Origin of the sequence: Blautia sp. NSJ-175 (genome assembly GCF_022867815.1) — a bacterium.
Lineage (GTDB): Bacteria > Bacillota > Clostridia > Lachnospirales > Lachnospiraceae > Blautia > Blautia celeris.
Genome location: NZ_JALIFQ010000001.1, coordinates 171,340 through 191,067, shown reverse-complemented (window position 1 = coordinate 191,067; position 19,728 = coordinate 171,340). Strand labels below are relative to the sequence as shown.

17 protein-coding genes are annotated in these 19,728 nt (G+C 47.3%); 1 reads left to right on the top strand and 16 read right to left on the bottom strand.

The genetic code is table 11. From position 1 onward, the window contains the following. Window positions 1-84 precede the first annotated feature (84 nt). From MUB35_RS00925 to MUB35_RS00905, 5 genes are all read right to left on the bottom strand, one after another. Window positions 85-600: an O-acetyl-ADP-ribose deacetylase gene (locus tag MUB35_RS00925; protein WP_244805685.1), complete on the bottom strand. Its 516-nt coding sequence runs from the start codon at window positions 598-600 to the stop codon at window positions 85-87. 16 nt (window positions 601-616) lie between these two features. Further along, window positions 617-1,972 (bottom strand): MATE family efflux transporter, encoded by a 1,356-nt coding sequence (locus tag MUB35_RS00920; protein ID WP_033139186.1) that lies wholly within the window; start codon window positions 1,970-1,972, stop codon window positions 617-619. A gap of 95 nt (window positions 1,973-2,067) precedes the next feature. After that, the gene (locus tag MUB35_RS00915) at window positions 2,068-3,174 is read right to left on the bottom strand and encodes a lactonase family protein (RefSeq protein ID WP_244805684.1); all 1,107 of its coding nucleotides are present in this window, start codon (window positions 3,172-3,174) and stop codon (window positions 2,068-2,070) included. 26 nt (window positions 3,175-3,200) lie between these two features. Continuing rightward, entirely contained in the window at window positions 3,201-4,184 is a 984-nt protein-coding gene (locus MUB35_RS00910; RefSeq protein ID WP_227209904.1) for a Gfo/Idh/MocA family protein, read from the bottom strand. 142 nt (window positions 4,185-4,326) lie between these two features. After that, the gene (locus tag MUB35_RS00905; protein WP_244805683.1) at window positions 4,327-6,603 is read right to left on the bottom strand and encodes a glycoside hydrolase family 3 C-terminal domain-containing protein; all 2,277 of its coding nucleotides are present in this window, start codon (window positions 6,601-6,603) and stop codon (window positions 4,327-4,329) included. A 194-nt stretch (window positions 6,604-6,797) separates the two neighbouring features. On the opposite strand from MUB35_RS00905, the gene MUB35_RS00900 reads away from it, so the two are divergent. After that, on the top strand, window positions 6,798-8,000 hold the full coding sequence (locus MUB35_RS00900; RefSeq protein ID WP_244805682.1) for a helix-turn-helix domain-containing protein: 1,203 nt from the start codon (window positions 6,798-6,800) through the stop codon (window positions 7,998-8,000). Window positions 8,001-8,002: 2 nt separating this feature from the next. Here the strand turns inward: MUB35_RS00900 and MUB35_RS00895 are convergent, their stop codons facing one another. The 11 genes from MUB35_RS00895 to MUB35_RS00845 all read right to left on the bottom strand — a co-directional run bounded on the left by MUB35_RS00895 (window position 8,003) and on the right by MUB35_RS00845 (window position 19,690). After that, complete coding sequence (locus tag MUB35_RS00895; RefSeq protein ID WP_118593881.1) at window positions 8,003-8,809, bottom strand: epoxyqueuosine reductase; 807 nt, start codon at window positions 8,807-8,809, stop codon at window positions 8,003-8,005. Between the two features lie 32 nt (window positions 8,810-8,841). Continuing rightward, window positions 8,842-10,122: an MFS transporter gene (locus MUB35_RS00890; RefSeq protein ID WP_054350510.1), complete on the bottom strand. Its 1,281-nt coding sequence runs from the start codon at window positions 10,120-10,122 to the stop codon at window positions 8,842-8,844. 150 nt (window positions 10,123-10,272) lie between these two features. Beyond that, a complete protein-coding gene (locus MUB35_RS00885; protein WP_199688331.1) occupies window positions 10,273-11,085 on the bottom strand; it encodes a MerR family DNA-binding transcriptional regulator in 813 nt (270 codons plus the stop codon). A 118-nt stretch (window positions 11,086-11,203) separates the two neighbouring features. Further along, window positions 11,204-11,887, bottom strand: coding sequence for a V-type ATP synthase subunit D (locus tag MUB35_RS00880; RefSeq protein WP_033139161.1), 684 nt, complete (start codon window positions 11,885-11,887; stop codon window positions 11,204-11,206). Between the two features lie 68 nt (window positions 11,888-11,955). Then, window positions 11,956-13,329, bottom strand: coding sequence for a V-type ATP synthase subunit B (locus tag MUB35_RS00875; RefSeq protein WP_033139162.1), 1,374 nt, complete (start codon window positions 13,327-13,329; stop codon window positions 11,956-11,958). After that, a complete protein-coding gene (locus tag MUB35_RS00870; protein WP_033139163.1) occupies window positions 13,329-15,095 on the bottom strand; it encodes a V-type ATP synthase subunit A in 1,767 nt (588 codons plus the stop codon). The genes MUB35_RS00875 and MUB35_RS00870 overlap by 1 nt, the downstream gene beginning before the upstream one ends. A 96-nt stretch (window positions 15,096-15,191) precedes the next feature. Then, window positions 15,192-15,512, bottom strand: coding sequence for a V-type ATP synthase subunit F (locus MUB35_RS00865; RefSeq protein WP_033139164.1), 321 nt, complete (start codon window positions 15,510-15,512; stop codon window positions 15,192-15,194). Then, on the bottom strand, window positions 15,505-16,482 hold the full coding sequence (locus tag MUB35_RS00860) for a V0D/AC39 family V-type ATPase subunit (protein ID WP_103731860.1): 978 nt from the start codon (window positions 16,480-16,482) through the stop codon (window positions 15,505-15,507). Before MUB35_RS00860 ends, MUB35_RS00865 begins: the two co-directional genes overlap by 8 nt. A gap of 28 nt (window positions 16,483-16,510) precedes the next feature. Next, window positions 16,511-17,104: a V-type ATP synthase subunit E gene (locus MUB35_RS00855; protein ID WP_033139166.1), complete on the bottom strand. Its 594-nt coding sequence runs from the start codon at window positions 17,102-17,104 to the stop codon at window positions 16,511-16,513. Between the two features lie 76 nt (window positions 17,105-17,180). Further along, window positions 17,181-17,657 carry a V-type ATP synthase subunit K gene (locus MUB35_RS00850; protein ID WP_018593354.1) on the bottom strand — a complete coding sequence of 159 codons (477 nt, stop codon included), beginning with the start codon at window positions 17,655-17,657 and terminating at the stop codon, window positions 17,181-17,183. Further along, a complete protein-coding gene (locus MUB35_RS00845; protein WP_103731858.1) occupies window positions 17,654-19,690 on the bottom strand; it encodes a V-type ATP synthase subunit I in 2,037 nt (678 codons plus the stop codon). The genes MUB35_RS00850 and MUB35_RS00845 overlap by 4 nt, the downstream gene beginning before the upstream one ends. Window positions 19,691-19,728: the final 38 nt, after the last annotated feature.

Here is a 19,728-nt window from a genome sequence, read left to right as displayed (position 1 = left end):
TTTCCTGCACAGGCTGTGCGTAAAAGCAGCAACAGGACATCCCCCATCAAACAACAATTTTAATGGGCTGATCCACATAACAATTCAACCGGCTAAATCATAACACGCTTTTTTATAAGCCTTCTCCACCCTCTCACTAAAACATACCATAATAATCTCTTCTATATCAGGATACTTTTCCAGTCCCTCGTAAATCGTCTTCACTGCGATCTCAGCCGCCTGCTCCAGAGGATATCCGTAAATCCCTGTGCTGATTGATGGAAATGCCACAGTCCTGCAGCCATTTTCATGAGCTAACCGGATACAGTTTTCATAACAGCTTTTCAACAGTTCCGCCTCTCCGAAAGCGCCGCCGTTCCAGACAGGCCCCGGAGTATGAAGCACATATTTTGCAGGAAGCTGATACCCTTTTGTTATCTTTGCCTGTCCGGTCTCACATCCGCCAAGTGCTCTGCATTCATTCAAAAGCCCCGGTCCCGCCGCTCTGTGGATGGCCCCGTCAACACCACCACCGCCCAGAAGAGAACAATTTGCAGCGTTTGCAATGGCATCCACATGATACGTTGTAATATCGCCTGTTTCAATTTTAAAAATCCCCATACTGACCTCTCCTTTCCTATCCTGCCATCTGCCGTTTTTTCATCATCTGCCGCAGTTTGCACCAGCAGACCATGTGTGCCGCTGCAGTGATCACCCAGGTTATAGGGTACGACAGATATAAGACAAACAGACTGTGCTGCCATACAAATATGGTAAATATCCAGACAATCCTAAGCCCGCAGGCCCCTGTCAGGGACACCAGCATAGGCAGAACCGAATATCCCATACCGCGCAGACTTCCCACCAGCACCTCCATGATACCACAGAGAAAATAGGGAAGACATATGATTTTAAGCCTCTGTATTCCGTAAGCGATCACCTCTGCATCCGAGGAGTAGATTCCAAGAAGATGCGGTGAAAATAATACCATCAGACATCCGAAGATTCCTCCGATGACCGTCACAAGCACCAGACACCTCCATAAAATCTGACTGATTCGTTTCTGATTGCCGGCCCCCATATTCTGGCTGGTGAAACTCAATGCAGCCTGATAAATAGAGTTCATGGAGGTATATACAAACCCCTCCAGATTGGATGCTGCTGTATTTCCTGCCATGGCAATGGCTCCGAAAGAGTTTACAGAGGACTGGATCAATACATTGGATATGGAAAAAATGGCACTCTGCATCCCTGCCGGAAGACCAATGCGGACAATGTGTTTTAACTTGTCTTTATGTATTTTCAGCTTTCTAAGTTCCAGCCTGCACATTCCCTCTGTATGCATAAGGCAGCGCAGAATCAAAAGTGCTGACACTGCCTGAGAAATGATCGTGGCAAGCGCCACACCCGCCACGCCAAGACCGCAGACAATAACAAAGAACAGATTCAGCACCACATTGATGACTCCGGCCAGAAGCAGATAATAAAGAGGCCTCTGGGTATCTCCTGTAGCTCTCAGCACCGCTGCACCGAAATTATAGAGCATCATAGCCGGCATCCCTACAAAGAAAATCCTCATATAGAGCACTGCCTGCCCCAGAACCTCCGGAGGTGTTGCCATCCACTCCAGCATTGGCCTGGCAAACGCCACACCCAGAAATATAAGAATACAGCCACAGACAATACTGAACAAAATAGATGTATGTACTGTCTCGCTTACATTTTTAGAATCCTTCGCCCCGCAGAACCTTCCGACCAAAACATTTGTCCCAATGGAACACCCAATAAATACATTGACAAAAAGCTGTATCAGAGAACTGGTAGACCCCACGGCTGCCAGAGCATGATTTCCAGAAAACCTTCCCACAACCACAATATCTGCCGCATTAAACAAAAGCTGCAGAATACCGGATAAAATAAGCGGCACAGAAAACAGCAGCAGTTTTCCCCAAAGCGGCCCGTTGCACATATCTATTTCGTATGACTTCTTCATTTTCCTCTTCCTTCTAAGGCGGAATTCTGCCGCCTTACTCTCTGTTTTAAACCAAAACAATTTTAAATCTGCCGTACTGCGTCAGACATCATTTCTTACAGAAGCCAGATACAAACAGGACTACCCACCTGCATACTGTCTTCTGCTGCCGCCTCTTTGAAATCCATATGCTTCACCGAAATGATCTCATTGGAATCCTGGTTTGCAATGACCAGATATGTAATCCCCGAATCTCTGTCCTCTGCCGCTGCAAAGCAGCGCGGTGTCTTTCCTCCGGAGGAGATACTGCCTGTGAGCGCAAGCCTTCCCTCACGGTCCACATCATATACACTGATATTGTCAGCTCCCCTGTTGGAAACATATAACTTTGTCCCGGCAGAATTAATGCGGATTTCCGCCGCTGTATTCGGTATTTTTCTGTCCTTCTCCATGAGGCTGGAAACATCCTGTACTTCTTGAAGTGTGCCGCTTCCATAGTCATATACAAGAACCCTGTTTCCCATCTCCTGCACTACATAAAACATGGGAAGAAACGGATGGTATACCAGCATTCTCGGACCATATCCGGGCTTTGTCATCCAGCTCTCCACCTCTGTAAAAGTCCATTCACCCTTCTGTTCCCGCACCACACAACGGCTTATTTTGTCCAGCCCCAAATCACACACAAGCACACCTTCCGCAAAACGGCATGGATGGATAGAATGTACGTGAGGTCCCTCCTGCCGCTCCTCATCAACGGAATGTCCCTGATGCTGTATCACCATTGCCGGTTCCCGGAAATGCCCGTCTTCCCCTATCCTGTATGCGCAGGCAGAACCGCTGCCATAATTACTGATATATAATATCCTCTCCTCCTCATCCAGATAAAGATGACAGGGATTGGTTCCCATGGAAGGTTTTCTGTCCACCAGCCTCATCATGCCGTCCTTCCCGGTTTCATAAACACTGACAGCTCCGCTTTCAAGTCCTTCATACTCTTCCAGCTCACTCACCGCGTAAATCCTTTTTCCTGCTTTATCTGCACAGACATAGGAGGGATTCTTTATCCCTTCTATCAGCTGATCCTGTTTCATTTTTCCTGCTGCCATATCTATTTCAGCCAGATATATCCCCTGTCCGTTGCCGTTAAAACGGCTTCCGTCACCGAATATAACGGTTTCCGTATATGTACCAATCAAAAACTTCTGTTTCCCTTCTGACATCCGGTCTCATCTCCTTTTTTCTTACTTTACTTGGCATCCTGAGGATAGCAGATCCCGCAGATCCTTCTGATCTCATCCAGTTCCCTCATGATCCGGAGGCTTTCCGCCCAGGGCATAACCGGACTCTCTGTCCTGCCCTCTTTCAACATTTTTTCTACCTCCAGTGCCTCGTAATGGTATCCGTTTCCGGCCACTTCGACGACTCTTTTTTCTTTCAGCGTATCCGTGCGGAAATCCTCATTTGGTTCAAACAGATAGACCGTATTGGGACGCCAGAAATACGGAATTTCCAGTTCAGCCTTATCCGTGATGATCACTGCCCGGTTGTCCACTTTTCTATTGATGGAAAATACCATATCCGCCAGACATCCGCAGGGATAAGTCATCTGGATACAGGTATTCAAATCCACTGTCTCCGCATTCTTTTCAGACCATGCGTGTATCACATCGGGTGTTTCTCCCAGAAGATACTGTGCAATGCTTACACCATAAACACCCACATCGAGAAGAGCACCGCCTCCCAGTTCAGCTTCAAACAGACGCCTTGTCTCCGGCTTAGCCGGCCCGCCAAATGTAAAATGCATATTATGCACTTTTCCGTACACACCTGCCTGTATTTCCTTTTTCAGCTCTCTCATTGCAGGGATAAATCTTGTCCACATAGCTTCCATAAAAAAGGTATGATTCTCTTTTGCCAGCTCAAGGATCTCTTCCAGTTCCCGGGCATTCATTGTCACCGGTTTTTCACACAACACGGGTTTCTTTGCTTTTAAGCAGGCTTTGACGCACGCCAGATGCTGAGGATGAATGGTCCCCACATAAACAGCATCCACATCTTTGTCATTTACCAGTTCTTCATAGGAACAGCAGTATTTCTTTGCCTGTATCCCGTAATCATTCCTTCCGGACCGGGAGGCCAGTACCTCCACCTGCATATCCGCTACTTCTTCCAGCCCTTTTGCGAACTGGGATGATATAAAACCGCCGCCCATAATTCCCCATCGAAACATATTGATTCCTCCTCATCCGTTTAACTGCCGCTATTTTTCTCAATAATTATGCCACATACAGTATACCACAAACGGACAGCCGGGAATATACTTTCCCGCCTGTCCGTTAAAATTATAATTCATATTTGCTGCTGTTCTCACATCACTGATCCACGGCTGCCTGGAGCTTCTCAATCAGTGCCTGCACTTCCTGTGTGCTCACTCCCGCAAAGCTTCTGAATGTCCTGAGTGGTGAATTCTCCATCATTTTCAAAGACATTTCAGGTGAGATAGCTTCACTTGCCGCACTGCCTTCCTCATCACCGGCACCTATATTTGCCATCATGGTTTTCAGCAGGCCGCTCATGATCTCTTTTGCCTTCGGCTCTGCGAGCAATTCCGCAACGGTGGTGTTCATGTGGATTTTCACAGGAATCTTCGTTGTAGAAGTAAGCTGCACCGCATCTTTTAAAAGAATATCCCTGGAGGAACTTCCCACAAGAATCTCATATGTGCCGGTGGCTGCATACCAGTCAGAAATTTCCGTATTGTACCATGCAAAGCTTCTCTTATCCAGCTCCATAGCAACAACCTTTTCCTCGCCGGGCGCCAGCTCTACCTTGGCAAAATTCTTCAATTCCTTAACCGGTCTGCTGGCAGCGTTGGTCTTATCTGTCACATAAAGCTGTACAATCTCCTTGCCGGCCATACTTCCGGTATTCTTAACCTTAAGTGAAACCGTCAGAGTGTCCGTATCCTTTATCTCCTTTGCTGACAGCTTCAGATCGCTGTACTCAAATGTAGTATAGCTAAGTCCATAGCCAAAAGGATAACGCACTGCCATTTCCTTGGTATCATAATAGCGGTATCCCACAAATACTCCTTCTCTGTACTCCACGGTCTTCCCATCACCCGGGAAGTTCAGATAAGACGGGTTGTCGGATAATTTATAGGGAACGGTCTCTGCCAGCTTACCGCATGGATTGGCTCTGCCGAAGAGAATATCCGCCTGGGCCTCTCCCACCGCCTGTCCACAGAGATAAGACTCCAGGATTCCTCTCACATCATCTGCCCACGGCATTTCCACAGGGGAACCATTGTGAAGAACCACCACTGTATTCGGCTGTACTTTTACGATTTCCGCGATTAGCCTGTTCTGGCACTCCGGCATTCTCATATGCTCCCTGTCATACCCCTCAGACTCAAACGCATCCGGAAGACCTGCAAATACCACAGCGATATCCGCATGTTCAGCCGTCTCCACTGCCTCAGCAAACATGGCTTCATCCACTTTGTCCTCTTTCACGTCATATCCCTGTGCATAAGACACATCCGCGTATTTCTTGACTGCATCCAGCGCGCTTGTCACCTTAAAGGAGTTGATATGAGAACTTCCGCCTCCCTGGAACCGGGGCTTCTCTGCAAATTTTCCGATAAACGCAATCTTCTGTCCTTCTCCCTTCAGAGGCAGGATTCCATCATTTTTCAAAAGCACCATGGACTCTCTCGCGATTCTGGCTGCCAGATTGTGATCTGCTTCCTTATCAAATTTGCCGGGCTGACGGTTATCTGAGAATTTGAAGATAATATTTAGGATTCTCTCAACCGCTGTATCCAGAACCGCTTCATCAAGCACACCTGTTTTCACAGCTTCCACAATCTCCGCATCCGTATGTCCGCCGCTTGCCGGCATTTCCAGGTCAAGACCTGCTTCCAGTCCTTTTACCCTGTCGTTCACTGCACCCCAGTCAGACATAACGTATCCTTCAAATCCCCACTCATCTCTCAGAATTTCCGTGAGCAGTCTGTGGTTCTCAGACGCAAATGTTCCGTTGATCTTATTATAAGAGCACATCACGGTATCGGGTCTGCTCTCCTTCACTGCGGCCTCAAAAGCTGCCAGATAAATCTCCCGGAAAGTTCTCTCATCTATTTCAGAGGAACATGACATTCTTCTGTGCTCCTGATTATTTGCCGCAAAATGTTTGATGGATGTTCCCACATTTTTCGACTGCACACCCTTTATATGCGCTGCAGCCATCTGTGAAGCCAGATACGGGTCTTCTGAAAAGTATTCAAAGTTCCTTCCGCACAGCGGTGACCTCTTAATATTTACTGCCGGGCCTAAAATGACAGACAGATTCTCCGCCTGACATTCGTCTCCCAGTGTCTCACCTAAAGTCTCTAAAAGCTCCCGGTCAAATGAACAGGCAGTCGCACAGGCAGTAGGAAAACACACGGCTTTGATACTCTCATTTGCTCCGAGATGGTCTGCCTCCTTATCCTGCTTTCTGAGTCCGTGAGGTCCGTCGCTGACCATCACCTCAGGAATCCCCAGCCTTTCCACACTTTTCAAATGCCAGAAATCCTTACCGGAACACATCCCCGCCTTCTCTTCCAGTGTCATCTGTTTTACAATTGCTTTCACATCACGTTTCATGCTTATTCGCTCCTTTGCATAAATTCATCATGCTCTCCAACGGCTGTGCCGCATGATGAGCTATACCCTTAAAATACCACGTATATGCTCCGGAGAATATCAAAATCATGCTGTTTATATCAATTTCTTGTCACTACTTTCTTTTTCTGGTATACTGAAAAAAACTGTCTGCTGCCATGGAAGGAGAACTTAAAATGGACATCCGGAGCATCCGCCATAACTGCCGTCTGCTTTATCATTTAACACAGATTCCCATACGCTGCCTGTCACCTGACAGCAGCATATGTTTTACCTTCCCGCACCTGGAGGGCATGGAGCGTTTCCCTTTCCCCCTGCTGCCGGAAAGTCTGCCCCATAAAAATACAGTACCCCTGCCTGTTCTCTTCATGGAAAACAACGCATATTACAGTGCAGCTCTTCCCCTTGCATTGACCGACACAAATTTTACCCTTTATTTCGGCCCCTGCCTCTTTTCCCGGCTCTCCGACAGGGAGTTTAAACAGAGCTTTCCGGATTTCTCCGCGCTGCCTCCTGACATGCGTTTTCCTCTCATGTCAGCGCTGCCTGTCATGGAACAGGAATACTTTTACAATTTCCTTTCCCTGGCCTGCAGCCTGTTCTTCCGGGAAAAAGTTCATACCGAAGAGATTCTGGAGGCAAATCATCTGAAAATGTCTGCCCCTATTCCCGCAGCGGTTCAGAAGACCCTGTTTCACAGAAGAGAATCCGCCGCATTTCATACACCCTATTCATACGAAAAAAATCTCCTGGACGCGGTGCGCTCAGGAGATGTTGTACGTGCAAAAGAATGTATGAACGAGTTAAGCCTCACAGGAAAACCGGGAATCCTTTCCCTCAACCCGCTGCGCCATGCCCAGAATCTTTTCATCGCTCACATTACTCAGATCACCAGAGCCGCAATGGAGGCAGGAGTGGAGGAAGATATGGCTTATGCTATGAGTGACAGTTATATCCAGGCATCTGAAAAATGCACCTCTGTCACACGCCTTCTCTCCCTGCGGGACCAGGCCACCGGAGAATTTACGGCTGCCGCGGCAAAGGCCAGAGGCCTGACCAGTCATTCCCCTGCCATCCGCAGAGCCATCAATTACATGAATGACCATCAGCAGGAAAAAGTATACCTCTCTGACATTGCCTGTGCCGCCGGTCTGAGCAGGGACCGCTTCTCCCACCTCTTTCGGGAGGAAATGGGCATGAGCCCTATGGAATACCTGAACCGGAAACGGGTGGAGACCTCAAAGTCCCTGCTGACTGTGTTTCAGTATTCTATTTCAGAGATCAGCATGATACTGTCTTTTTCCAGCCAGAGCCATTATATTTCTGTCTTTAAAAAATATACGGGCATGACGCCCAGACAGTACAGGGACGCCTTTTAACATTATTTAATCCGGCAGTTCAGCTCACATTCTCTGCAATATTTAATTATGGAATCTGCTGTTCCGTAATCCGGCACCTCTGTAGGTGTCTTTATCTCATTATCTTCATCCTCTGCCATCTGCCTGTCGCAAGTAAGCAAACTGTAACTGCCATCCCGCCCCGGCAGTTTTGTCAGCCCACCGTATTCACCGGCCTTATAAATAACAGAACCAAAAGCATTCTGGGGGCAGCTTTTTCTGCACGGCATATCACATCCGTCACATGGGTCCCAGTCAATAGGACCGGTAGATGGCAGGTCAGCGCTCAAAAACATAGCTCTAAGCCGTACTCTCGGCCCATACTCTTTTGTAATAAGCAGATTATTTTTTCCTACTACGCCCAGTCCTGCCACAACTGCGGAGTCTTTAAGCCAGACACCGCCCTTTTCCACATAATAGTTCAGAGGTCTCGCTGTGACTTCCGGCATTTCACACTCTATGTATTCCTTTAACTTTTTATTAATTTTGATAAGTTCCAGATTTCCAGGCGGATTTTTGCCATCCAGCCAACAGTCCAGATACGGTTTCTCCTCCGGGTGTTCATAGGCGATCACTAAAACAGAATGCATTTCATCTTTCCAGTCCACAACCCCTTCCGGAAGGCCCGTTGTATTCTCTACTGCCCCCACCCGGTCAATATGAGGTCTCTGCGGCATCATTAAAAATGCAGGCGCTGTTTTTAAATCCCGAATATTAGCAATACCTGCTGCTGCTGCTCCAAATGCAATCGCCTTGTTAATTATTAACTCTGTCATTATATGGTTATCCATACCCATACTCCTTTCTGCTGCATACAGCGCTCTCAGGCGTTTTTGCTGTTTTCTTTTTTTATATTTCTATATAGAGTAAATGCCAGTACTGCCCCTATCAGCGCAGCTGCAAATTCATATGCAAACATATATCTGTATCCCCGAATCCCCGGAAATGCGTCCAAAAGGTTTCCTGTGATAGAGTATATAAATATCTGAGGAAGACAACCTATTACAGAGGCAAATCCTACCGCCATACCCGTATATTTCAGCGGAATCTTTATCTCATCAATAACAGCAAAATACAATGCCCTGACCATAAACAAACCCAGACTGATAACGAGAATTGTGACCGCTGCAATTCCAAGCAGCTTCGGCTCTGCCGGTACTACAAAGAAAGTAGCGATTCCGATCACCATAAGTGAAAATCCGATTCCGATCACCTTTGGATTGGAATGAATCTTATCTGCCACAAATCCGGCCGCAATTCCCCCAAAAACGGCCAGTCCGTAGGATTTGATCAGACTTATCATTGCCCCAAGGGATTCACTCACACCAAAAAAGTTAGTAAGATATGGAGTAATATAACTGTAGCTCTCATATATCATAAAACAACAGAACATCAAGAGTGTAAGCAGCCATAGATTTTTATTTTTCATCATATCCAGATACTCGGCAAAAGAATGCTTATGCTTTGTCCCGGTCTCCTGTGTTTCTTCTTCATCCGGACGCAGTTTACGGATCGCCCCAAGCGCGAAGAAAGCACAGACAAAATCCAGAATAACAAAATATATCAATATCGCCCTGAATCCTCCTGCCCCCTCTCCCAGATAGGAGAAAATGGGAATGATGACAGCACCATACAAAACGGGTACAAAACCTCTTCCCCCTTCCAGAAATCCATAAAGGCGCCCCATCTCGGAACTATCCCCCAGCTCTCTAGTGGCCTTCATCATAGCACTCCATAGCGGAATAGTTGTGGTAAATCCATAACAGACATAACAGATCATCAACACAACATATGGCGGCCTGAATGTAAGAATCAAGCCAAAAATACCTGTTGATACCAGCGCTGTTGCGATCAAATGCCGTGCCTGGAATTTATCTGCAACCCATCCTGCAGGCAGATAAGAAATAACGCATGCCAAACCGTACATCGTCATTAAGTACCCCATCTGTGCATTACTAACCCTATAAAATTCTACTGCTGCATCATAATAAGACCAACTCAGATATGGCAGTTCATAAACTGCTGCACCGCAGATACACAGCGCCAGCATTCCCCATATTTGTTTCACCCGTCTTTGTTTTGGTGTGAGATTGGCTACATCCATAAAAAAGTCCCCCTTTCACCGGTTCATAAAGAACCCATACCTATATCAAAACTTCTTTTCTTCATTTAACCGGATACTATAGCTTTTTTTCAGCCGGCACTATATATCCTTTTTGTTATACTCAGCATAAACCTTTGAGCCGCTCCAAGGTCAAGAGGAAAGTAAAACCTTTATCTCACACGGGTAAAAATATTGATTATACGCAAAAAGCTGGAGCCCTGCCTCGTCGGCTATGACAAAATCAGGGGAATACCCATTCTTGTCAAGCCAGTTTACAAGTATTTCGAAATCCGCAAAATTCCCTCTGACTTCTGTAGTAAAGCAAGCATACTCCCCTTCCGGAATTGTAAGGATATTTTCTTTGGACGCAAAACGGTATTCATCCACACGGATATCAATATATTCTCCCATTTGATGAAACACATTTTCACGAATTTTACTGCCATTCAACACATATCCGTAGTTTCTTTTAATTGATTCCATATGCGAAATCTCGTCTCTGCACGCCTCCTGTAATTTAATATGATAAGCTGCTTCATCTTCCTTATTTCTCCCATAAATAACACGTCTCTGCTGCAGATGCTTTACTCTGATTTCCTTATCCTTCCCCATCTCTCTAAGCCGTTTATTCTGTTCTGTGTACCAGTCTATATCATCCACCACTCTGGCGTAATACTCACTCTGCCTCTGTGCCTCCTGCCTCTGTTCCTTGAGCATCTCCACAATCTTTTCGTTATCATGCAGATCCAAAACTGACTTCACGCGTTCCAACGGTATCTGCAGCCTTCGGCAGCATGTGATAATGTCCAGATACCAAAATTGGCTGTATGTATAATATCGGTACTGATTATCAGGATCTACATATTCCGGCTTAAAGACACCAATTCTGTCGTAATAGCGCAGCGTATCTTTGGAAACACCTGTTATGTGACTTATTTCCCCTATCGAATATCTCTTCTCCAAATTAATTCCTTCTTTCAAGTAATGTAAAATTTTTCCAGTAAATTAAAAAAATCCTGTCTCCCAGCGGACTGACCATGTGTCAGTTCTCCCGGGAAACAGGATTCTTCCATCAGACATATCAGCCCGCGCCGTATGCGCGTTCTCTGTCCTTTTCCTTATAATGATGTGCTTCTTCAAGCATCATATCCTTTACCTTCATCAGACGGATTTGCGTACTTCTCTCGCTCTCGTCCAGCTTCATGGTAATATATTTAATATTCTGCTGTGTCTCCGGAATAATAACGTGTTCCAGAGCATTTACTCTGCGTCGGGTCTTCTCAATCTCGGAAGCCATAAGCTGGCAGGACTTCTCAATCTCCGCAAGCTTCAGCATATCCGGCAGGATGTCTGCCAGAGATTTCACCGCGCCGTCCAGGTCACCGGAAGTAAAGGCAAAACCGTAGGAATAGATGTCATTTGCATCTGCGGTTCTGGTCTGGGACTGGAAGACAGGAATGTCAACACTCATGACATTCTTCTTGCCGGCATCCAGATATACTTCCTGTTTCGGTGCCATCAGCGCTGTGTTCAGTGTCTGTTCGGACATGCCGGCTTTTGCGATCACGAAGTTCTTGTTAGCCTCTTTAATACCCTCTTCCACTTTCAGGCGCAGAGCCATATTTTCTCTTGCCAGATCCAGGAACTGACGCATAAGCTCATCACGTTTGTCCTTCAAAAGCTTGTGGCCTTTGATGGCTGTGACCAGCTTTTTCTTCTGCTTGGTAAGTTCCATTCTGGTAGGATTTACCTGGGTAGATGCCAAGACAATCACCTCTTTCTATGCATTTTCTAAAGGGACAGCAGGCATCTTAAGCCTGCTGCCGGCCGGCATTATTGTTTACCGTAATATTCATCAAGGAACTTATCATCAATACGTTTCAGCTCACTCCTCGGTAAAATAGAGAGCAGCTTCCAGCCGATGCGCAGTGTCTCCTCAATATCACGGTTGCTGGTATAACCCTGTGAAACGTATTCCGCCTCAAAAGCATCCGCGAATTTTGCATAGATAAGGTCAATATCAGAAAGTGCTGCCTCACCAAGGATGGTCATCAGCTCTTTTGCCTCTTTACCACGGGCATAAGCGGCGAAAAGCTGGTTCATGGTGTTCGCATGGTCAGCACGTGTCTTGCCTTCACCGATACCTTTATCTTTCAGTCGTGACAGGGACGGCAGAACATCGATGGGCGGTGTTACACCTTTTCTGTAAAGCTCACGGCTCAGAATGATCTGACCCTCTGTGATATATCCGGTAAGGTCAGGGATCGGATGGGTTTTATCATCCTCAGGCATGGTAAGGATCGGAATCATGGTAATGGAACCATTACTTCCTTTCTTACGTCCTGCTCTTTCATACATGGTTGCAAGGTCTGTGTACATGTAACCGGGATATCCACGGCGTCCGGGAACCTCTTTACGGGCTGCGGAAACCTCACGCAGGGCATCTGCGTAGTTTGTGATATCTGTCAGGATTACCAGTACGTGCATGTCTTTTTCAAATGCAAGATACTCTGCTGCGGTAAGCGCCATCTTAGGTGTTGCGATACGCTCTACAGCCGGGTCATTTGCCAGGTTGATGAACAGAACGGTTCTGTCGATGGCACCTGTCTCCTTAAAACTCTCAATAAAGAAGTTGGACTCCTCAAAGGTAATACCAAGAGCGGCAAATACAACGGCGAAGTTCTCACCGGTACCGCGAACCTTAGCCTGTCTTGCAATCTGAGCGGCCAGCTGCGCATGAGGAAGACCTGATGCGGAGAAGATAGGCAGCTTCTGACCACGTACCAGTGTGTTCAGACCGTCAATTGCGGATACACCTGTCTGAATAAACTCTTCCGGGTACATTCTGGCAGCCGGATTCATAGGCAGACCGTTGATATCACGTCTCTCATCCGGAAGGATTTCAGGACCATCATCAATCGGGCGTCCCATACCGTCGAATACACGGCCTAACATGTCCTCAGACACACCCAGCTCCATGCTTCGTCCCAGGAAACGCACCTTACTGTCTGACAGGTTGATACCTGTGGAGCTCTCAAAAAGCTGTACCAGGGCATCACTTCCGTTGATCTCAAGTACACGGCAGCGGCGTGTCTCACCGCTTGCCAGCTCAATCTCACCTAATTCATCAAAATGTACATTTTCAACACCGCGCACCAACATCAGAGGGCCGGCAACTTCCTGTATGGTTCTATACTCTTTCGGCATTAGAAGTCCTCCTTCCCAAATACATTGGCAATATCAGCAGCAAGTTCGTCCATTGTTGCCTTATATTCTTTGTCCAGTTTGTCTTCTGTCACATATTTGAAACGTCCGATCTTTTCGCGGACATCCATCTTGATCAGCCCCTGGATATTAGCACCCTTGTCAAGCGCTTCCTTGGACTGCTCGTAAAATGCGATAACCAGTTTCATCAGCAGATACTGTTTCTGCAGAGAACTGTAGGTATCTACTTCATGGAATGAGTTCTGATGCAGGAAGTCCTCACGGATGGAGCGTGCAGCCTCCATTTTCAGACGGTCGCCTGCGGAGAGTGCATCCATACCTACCATCTTAACGATTTCTTCCAGTTCAGCCTCATCCTGCAGAAGGCTCATCATCTTCTGACGGTCTTCCATCCAGTCAGGAGCAACCTTCTCATTGAACCAGTCAGCCATATTGTCCAGATACAGAGAGTAACTGGTCAGCCAGTTGATCGCCGGGAAATGACGCTTGTAAGCAAGTGCGGAATCCAGACCCCAGAATACCTTAACGATACGCAGGGTTGCCTGGGATACCGGCTCGGAAATATCACCACCCGGAGGAGATACGGCACCGATAACGGAAAGCGCACCTTCTCTGTGGTCACTGCCCAGAGAAACCACGTGTCCGGCTCTCTCATAGAACTGTGCCAGACGGGAACCCAGGTATGCAGGGTAACCCTCCTCACCGGGCATCTCTTCCAGACGTCCTGACATCTCACGAAGAGCCTCGGCCCAGCGTGATGTGGAGTCTGCCATCAGGGCTACGGAGTAACCCATATCACGGAAATATTCCGCGATGGTGATACCTGTATAGATAGAAGCCTCACGTGCCGCAACAGGCATATCGGAGGTATTGGCGATCAGAACGGTACGTTCCATCAGAGACTGTCCTGTCTTCGGGTCCTTCAGTTCCGGGAACTCGTTCAGAACGTCTGTCATCTCATTTCCACGCTCGCCGCATCCGATGTAAACCACGATGTCAGCCTCAGCCCATTTTGCAAGCTGATGCTGAATCACTGTCTTGCCGCTTCCGAAAGGTCCCGGAACGGCTGCAACACCGCCTTTGGCGATGGGGAAGAAAGTATCAACAACTCGCTGTCCTGTTACCAGAGGCATCTCCGGCGGCAGCTTTTTCAGATACGGACGGCCTTTACGAACCGGCCATGTCTGCATCATACCAACTTCCTTGTCACCGTCTGCGGTCTCGATAACAGCAACGATCTCTTCCACCGTAAATTCACCGGCTTTTATTTCTTTTACTTTACCGTTTATCCCGTAAGGAACCATGATTTTGTGATTAACAACGATGGTCTCCTGTACCGTACCGATAATATCACCGTTTTGTACCTCGTCCCCCACTTTAACAGTAGGAACAAAGTTCCATTTCTTATCTCTCTTAAGAGAAGGAACCTCAACACCACGCTTTAAGTTGGTGCCGGACACCTTCATAATCTCATCCAGCGGTCGCTGGATACCATCGTAAATACTTGTGATCAGACCTGGTCCAAGTTCTACGGAAAGAGGCGCATTCATGGACTCAACCGGCTCGCCCGGCCCAAGACCTGATGTCTCCTCGTATACCTGAACACTGGCTTCATCACCGTGCATCTCGATGATCTCACCAATCAGACGCTGGTTACTGACACGGACAACGTCGAACATATTCGAGTCTCTCATGCCTTCCGCGATAACCAGCGGTCCTGCAACTTTTTTAATCGTACCTTTGCTCATCGGAACGAATCACCTGCTTTCTAAATTAGTTCGTATCTGCGGTATTTTACCGCTCAAATTCCGGGTGCTGCGGCGTGCTGCCGCATACCGGACCTTTTAATTATTGCTGAAAAGAATATCCGAGCCAACAGCCTTCTCCACGGATAATTTCACTCCCTGCACACCTTCACCCGTGTTTCCGAAAACACCGGGGATCAGGATAATGGCGGGAAGCAGTTGTTCCTGAAATTTATCAATCGTCTTTTTGCACTCTGCTGCCAGCGCTTCTGTGATATAGATGATCCCATATTTGCTGGCTGCCAGATGCTCCAGTTTTTCTTCAGCTTCTTTTCGGGATGTTACCGGGAATATATCAAGACCCAGTGTAGCAAACCCGTAAATACTGTCGTAATCGCCCACAACTGCAATCTTATACATACATTTCCCTTACCCTTTCCCGGATAGAATCATCCGAAAGCCCGCTGCGTTTGCCGGACAAAATGATTCGTACCGTTTTGATCTCGTTCTCCCTGGCAAGCACATAGGCAACCAGAGGTCCCACTGAAAATGACTGATATTTCTGAGGCTGCATGGTCTGCATCATGCGGTTGTCACACCAGCGTTCAAACGCGGACATGGACTCTGCAATGGCCTTACCGCCCTCCGCATAAGCAGTTCCCGACAAATACTCCACAATGGCATCAATGCCGCTCACTGCCGCCTTGGAAAGCTGTGCCACACTAAGTGACTCACATTCCGCCATCGCGCGCTTCATAAAATCCAGATTTTTTGCGGTTTTCTGTGAACGCACAGCGATTTTAATATCAGCTATGGCAACGGTAGACTCCGCATAATCCTTGATAATGCTGTCCTTTGCTTCCTTGCCTGCTGCATAGATCGCCTCAAGGGCTGCCTTGTCCACAATGACGTCGCAGAGCTGTCCGTCCCTTGTGTGAAGCAGTGTCTCATAAGCCTCTTTTGCAGCGCCAGCCATATATTTGGGAAGTCTGGAAAAATCCTTGCTCCGCACGATCTCCAGCATTTCATCCGGGGAGATGGCAGTGTCATCATAGTAGATGTTCATTGACTTGCCGTTCTCCTCCGTGCACACATCCTTGATGGCTGCCTTCAGATTGTGGAACATATTGGGATAGGAAAGTACATCAAAGACGGACATATCAACACCCAGATCCCTGATATTCTCCCAGATTTTCTCCTGCTCCCTGGTCAATATTGCCTCTGCATTCACCGGCGTATCCGCGCCGCCCCAACCCTTTTCCTGTATAAGCTGCAGGCACTGCTCCTCTGTCTGGCAGGCCATGAGCTGGTCAAGAGTGGCAGAAGTGAATAACGCCGTCTCAAGCGCACGGATTCGCGCAACCGCATAGGTATATTTTGTATCAATCAAGATAATTCCTCCTTCTTGCGGTTATCGCTTACAAAAATAATAATGCATGAACTTTGTCGGAAAGTTCACCTCTCTTGGAATCAAACATGGCCTTAAAGGTACAGTTTTCTTCGATTCCACCATATATCAGGACAAAGCCTCCGCGGATATTTCTGTGTTCTTTGGAAAGAACCAGTTTTCCGCCCTTTTTCTCAGCTATGTCCGAAATTTCTTTTTCAAAACCCTGCGGCATTCTCTTCAAATCTTCAGGTGAGAAACAGATTTCCCCTTCCTGAGCCAGAACGAATTTGTCCAGCATTTTGCGGAGCATGTTGAAATATGTCTCGTCGTCTGCTGTAAGCAGTGTATCGTAAGCTTTCTCCAGTACATCAGAGATCACTTCCTGCTTTGCCTCCAGAAGTGCTTTTCTCTTCTGCAGGTCGCAGGAGGAAAGGGCACGTTCCTTGATATTCTCAACATCAGCATCCGCTTTTTGGGAGATACGTCCGCATTCTGCTTCCGCTTTGTCTCTCATCTCCTGCTTAACTGCTTCTGCGCTCTTCTGCGCACGGTCGATGATATCATTCGCGGAGCTTTTTGCTTCATCCAGAATCTGGCTTTTCATTTTTTCTAATCCAGTCATTCTTTAGCTCTCCTTTACTATTTCTATTCTGTCCTGTAATTTCTGTCCCATGCCGGGACTTCTCTCCATATTTTAATTAGAAGGAAAGGTTCGTTACAGAAAGAATGGAAATCAGCAGAGCAAGAATTGCGTATGTCTCAACCATGGCCGGGAAAAGCATAGCTTTACCGAACTGTTCCGGTTTCTTGGCAACGATGCCGATAGCTGCTGCAGATGTCATTCCCTGATATTTACCGGAGATCAGACCAACGATACCGATCGGCAGACAAGCTGCTAATACCAGTAAGCCCTGCTGCGGTGTTAAATCCAGCATACCTCCGCCTAACAGACCGATCTTGGAAAGTGTGATGAAACCAACCAGCAGACCGTAGATACCCTGTGTACCTGGGAGAAGCTGCATGATAAGAACCTTAGCGAATTTGCTGGGATCTTCTGTAACAACACCTGCTGCTGCCTGACCGGCAATACCTACACCAATAGATGAACCTGCACCTGCTAATAATACTGCTAATGCTGCACCAAGTAATGCGTAAACAATTCCTAACTGACTCATAAATAAGTTTCCTCCTTAACATCTACATATTTCGTAGTTAATTTAAATGGGTTGAAAGGTCTTCCTCCACCCTCATAAAACTTGCCGAAAAACTCGACAAACTGTAAACGGTTTGTATGCACGTATGCGCCCAAAAGATTGATAGCCAGATTCAGTGAATGGCCCACAATAAAAATCACTATAAAACCGACAGCGGCAATGATACCGTCGCCCAGCATACTTGCCATCTGGTTTACCACAGATGCGATAACACCTGTTGCCAGACCAAGAGCAAGCAGACGGGAGTAAGACAGCACATCACTCAGCCATCCTGTTACATTGTAAATATCATACGCGCCCAGTGCCAGACGAAGAGCGATATTCTTGTTCGCACGCCCTGACATAAGAAGCAGTCCTACCGCGCCTGCGATCGCCATGACCTTTCCGATCTGCGAAACTGCCGGTGGGAAAGTTCCTTCCGGAAGCTGGGAGATGGATGCAAAGATACTGCTTGGAAGCAGCATCATAACCAAACCGATCAGAAATACATACCAGATAATAACATCACAGAAGAAATCCATGTACTGTTTATCTTTCAGAAGCATGTATCCTTTCAGTGCCAGTCCCATGAACAGATGGATCACACCAAACAGCATCGCGTACATAAGAAGACGCATTGGGTCATTCAGCGGAACGAACCAGGCTGCCTTGATCAGTCCGCCGTCCGGTACATCCACATGGAAGAAGGTTCGCGCGACCACGTCCACGGCATCTCCGAAGTATCCTCCGAAAAGTACACCCCACACTAAAGTGGAAAGACCGCAGTACATGAACATTTTCAGCGCCTTATGCATGCCCTGGCTCATGCGCGGGTACTTTCTCAGTACAATAAAACATGCCAGGAATATAATCAGTCCGTATGCCGCATCAGACAGCATCAGACCGAAGAAAAATACATAGAAAAACGACATGATCGTCGTTGGGTCAACCTCGCCTTTTTTCGGCAGACCGTAGGATTCCAAAACGCCCTCCACAGACTGTGAAAACGCGTTATTGCTCAGAAGCACCGGGGCTTCCTCATCCTCCTGTATCTCCTCCACATCAAAGACCAGATCATAGCCCTCTTCCATTGCCTTTTTCACTGCAGGAACCGCTTTTTTAGGTATATACCCACTTACAAAAAAGGTCCTGGAGGACTGTGGAATTTGTCCCAGGAGTTCGTATTTCTCTGCTCTTGTACGGAAATAGTCAGAAATCAAACGCAGGTCTGCGCGCTTGTCCCCATATTCAGTAATATGCTTCTGACATCCCTCAATTTCTTTTTGGAGCGCACTGATCTCTGCCTCCAAGTGTTCTTTTTCGACCGCCGGTATTTCACTGACGATCTGAGATGGCCTAGCAAAACCGCCCTGCCGCAGCGCATCCTCCACCTGCTGTGCGTTCTTCTTCAGACACAGCACAACAATATAAGTGGAATCTCTGTCCGCAGAAAGGACTGTCACATCCACGCCTTCAGCCTCGGGAGCGTACTCCGCGATCAGGCTGTAAACCGCTTCCAGTGTCATTTCGCCTGAAATAGCACCGATGAGTGCGCTGGTTGAACCGGTACCCTCAAAATTCATGGGCACATCCAGGCTCATCCATGGAGCCAGTGCTTCGATCTGGTTCTCCATTTTCTGGATATTTGCACGGCACTCCGCGATTTCTTTCTGCCAGCCGGTTATTCTGGAAGCAATGTCCATCATTTCTTCCTTCTGAACCGCTACCTGGTTGTAAGTTTCTTTTTCAATCAGTTTTTTTCCTTCCAGACTGGACAGCAGGGATTTTTTCTCCGGTGCATATTCCTGCAGGATATCCAGTGCTAAATCCGCCAGGTTCGCTTTTTTCTCAAAAGTGTTTCTGGCCCCCTGGGTATCCATCTTTTCAAAGCCTGACTCATCGTCTAATACCTGGGTCATTTCCATGACGCCCATGGTCTGCAGCTTTTCCAGGATGGCCTTCCGGTCCCTTTTCAGCGCGCAGATACTGACTCGCTGCATCTGCATTACTGCCATACTCTCATCCCTCCTTTAACTCGTTTTCTTTTTCTTCC

Coding starts and splice junctions, on each gene's coding strand:
- MUB35_RS00895 (WP_118593881.1), bottom strand. CDS start 8,809: ATGGATAACCATATAATGACAGAGTTAATAATTAACAAGGCGATTGCA.
- MUB35_RS00905 (WP_244805683.1), bottom strand. CDS start 6,603: ATGAAACGTGATGTGAAAGCAATTGTAAAACAGATGACACTGGAAGAG.
- MUB35_RS00890 (WP_054350510.1), bottom strand. CDS start 10,122: ATGGATGTAGCCAATCTCACACCAAAACAAAGACGGGTGAAACAAATA.
- MUB35_RS00850 (WP_018593354.1), bottom strand. CDS start 17,657: ATGAGTCAGTTAGGAATTGTTTACGCATTACTTGGTGCAGCATTAGCA.
- MUB35_RS00915 (WP_244805684.1), bottom strand. CDS start 3,174: ATGTCAGAAGGGAAACAGAAGTTTTTGATTGGTACATATACGGAAACC.
- MUB35_RS00855 (WP_033139166.1), bottom strand. CDS start 17,104: ATGACTGGATTAGAAAAAATGAAAAGCCAGATTCTGGATGAAGCAAAA.
- MUB35_RS00845 (WP_103731858.1), bottom strand. CDS start 19,690: ATGGCAGTAATGCAGATGCAGCGAGTCAGTATCTGCGCGCTGAAAAGG.
- MUB35_RS00870 (WP_033139163.1), bottom strand. CDS start 15,095: ATGAGCAAAGGTACGATTAAAAAAGTTGCAGGACCGCTGGTTATCGCG.
- MUB35_RS00925 (WP_244805685.1), bottom strand. CDS start 600: ATGGGGATTTTTAAAATTGAAACAGGCGATATTACAACGTATCATGTG.
- MUB35_RS00920 (WP_033139186.1), bottom strand. CDS start 1,972: ATGAAGAAGTCATACGAAATAGATATGTGCAACGGGCCGCTTTGGGGA.
- MUB35_RS00865 (WP_033139164.1), bottom strand. CDS start 15,512: ATGTATAAGATTGCAGTTGTGGGCGATTACGACAGTATTTACGGGTTT.
- MUB35_RS00900 (WP_244805682.1), top strand. CDS start 6,798: ATGGACATCCGGAGCATCCGCCATAACTGCCGTCTGCTTTATCATTTA.
- MUB35_RS00875 (WP_033139162.1), bottom strand. CDS start 13,329: ATGCCGAAAGAGTATAGAACCATACAGGAAGTTGCCGGCCCTCTGATG.
- MUB35_RS00910 (WP_227209904.1), bottom strand. CDS start 4,184: ATGTTTCGATGGGGAATTATGGGCGGCGGTTTTATATCATCCCAGTTC.